The sequence below is a fragment of the Halorubrum sp. SD612 genome (assembly GCF_002135005.1).
On sequence record NZ_NEWI01000348.1, the window covers coordinates 1 to 1,516 of the forward strand.

Genomic DNA, 1,516 nt, shown 5'->3' on the forward strand with positions numbered 1-1,516 from the left:
TGACACGACCGGGGGCCGCCGCGCGCGCCAGCCTCTGCCCCCCGGCGCGGGCCTGCGAGCGGCCGGAGCGAAGCGGAGGCCGGGACGCAGCGCGTGCGAGGGACGCGGCGAACGCGAGCGGCGAAGCCGCGAAGCGTGAGCCGCGAGGCTGGGGAGGTGTGAGGCGCTGTGCTGTGCCGGGCGGGACTCAAAGGGGCAGCCGTGAGGGCGAAGCCCGACGAAGCAAGCACCGTAGTGAAGGAGCGTCAGCGACTGAACGAGACGCGCAGCGAGTCGCGCGAGCCCTCACGGCTGGGGCTTTGGCGGTGTTCTCGTTCGACCCGCAGACGGCTATTTATAAACGACAACCCGATCGTCCAGAACCGCTCACACCACCTGTTCGCCGTCGTCGTCGTACACTTCGATGGCGTCGACCGGGCACGAGCGCGCCGCGAACTTCGCGTCGAGCTCCTCGCCGTCGGGCACCTCGACGACGAACAGGTCGTCTTCTTCCTCTTCGCTTCCTTTTAAATCAGCTTTCCCGTCGTTCAGGTCCTTCTCGAAGGCGTCCCACTCGGCGACGCACTGGTACATCCCGACGCAGGTGTCGCGGTCGAACTCGACGTACATGACCACTGGTTCGGTGAGCCGATACAAAGCCGTGGCGACGAGACGCATAGGACTCTGACGACTCCGAGAACGGATCGGCGGTGATTTCCGCCGAAGTCTCAGCGGTTCTCTTATAAACAGTCTATCGCGGATCAACAGCGAACAGCTCCAAAGCCCCAGCCGCGAGGACTCGGGGGCCTTGCTGCGCTCCTCGCTCACTTCGCTGCGGTGCTTGCTGCGGCCGCCTTCGCCCTCGCGGCTGGGGCTTTGAGTCCCGCCCCGCACCGCCCCGCACAGCGACCGCACCTCACGCCTCCCCAGCCTCGCCGCTCGCTCCCTCTGGTCGCTCGCGGCGTCCCTCGCGCGTGCCTCCGAGCGCCCCGTCGGGCGCTCGGAGGCACGCGCCGACCGCAACCCTGCTCCGGAATCGCCCCTCGCCACCGAATTCTCGCGCGCATCGACCGTCCTTTTTAAGCGTCGCAGGAACCGATCCCCGCGCATGCCCACCGTCTGGCTCGTCGACCGGCAGTTCGACTCGAAGGGGCTCGTCCGGCTCACCTACGCCACCGAGGACGGCGAGCGGATGCACACGAAGGAGCTGGCCGAACAGCGGCTCGTCACGGGCGACGGGGTCACCGCCGGCCGCGAGGTCGACGAGAGCGCGCTGGGGGAGAGCCCGGCCGACGAGGTCGAGCGGTTCGCGACGGAGGCGTCGAAGATGGCGGCCGACCACGACCTCGACGACACGGTCTGACGGCCGCTGACCGCGCCCTCACCGGACGCCGCCCCACACAACCGAGTCCGTTAAGGGGGAACCGGCGGAACGTGTGACCGAAATGCCCAGTGGTGAGTACGACCCCGACGCCGTCGAGCCGCGCTGGCAGCGGCGCTGGGTCGACGAGGAGACGTACGCCTATTCCGCCGACGA

Annotated in this window: 2 protein-coding genes; one reads left to right on the forward strand and one right to left on the reverse strand. The window is 68.7% G+C overall.

Translation table 11 applies throughout. The annotated features are described in order from the left end of the window. Window positions 1–366: 366 nt before the first annotated feature. A complete protein-coding gene (locus tag B9G38_RS17210; RefSeq protein WP_086221168.1) occupies window positions 367–609 on the reverse strand; it encodes a ferredoxin in 243 nt (80 codons plus the stop codon). Between the two features lie 478 nt (window positions 610–1,087). On the opposite strand from B9G38_RS17210, the gene B9G38_RS17215 reads away from it, so the two are divergent. Continuing rightward, window positions 1,088–1,342, forward strand: a complete 255-nt coding sequence (locus tag B9G38_RS17215; RefSeq protein WP_086221169.1) for a hypothetical protein — start codon at window positions 1,088–1,090, stop codon at window positions 1,340–1,342. Window positions 1,343–1,516: the final 174 nt, after the last annotated feature.

Excerpts from the sequence above, each read along its gene's own strand:
- B9G38_RS17210 (WP_086221168.1), bottom strand. The coding sequence starts at position 609 with ATGTACGTCGAGTTCGACCGCGACACCTGCGTCGGGATGTACCAGTGC.
- B9G38_RS17215 (WP_086221169.1), top strand. The coding sequence starts at position 1,088 with ATGCCCACCGTCTGGCTCGTCGACCGGCAGTTCGACTCGAAGGGGCTC.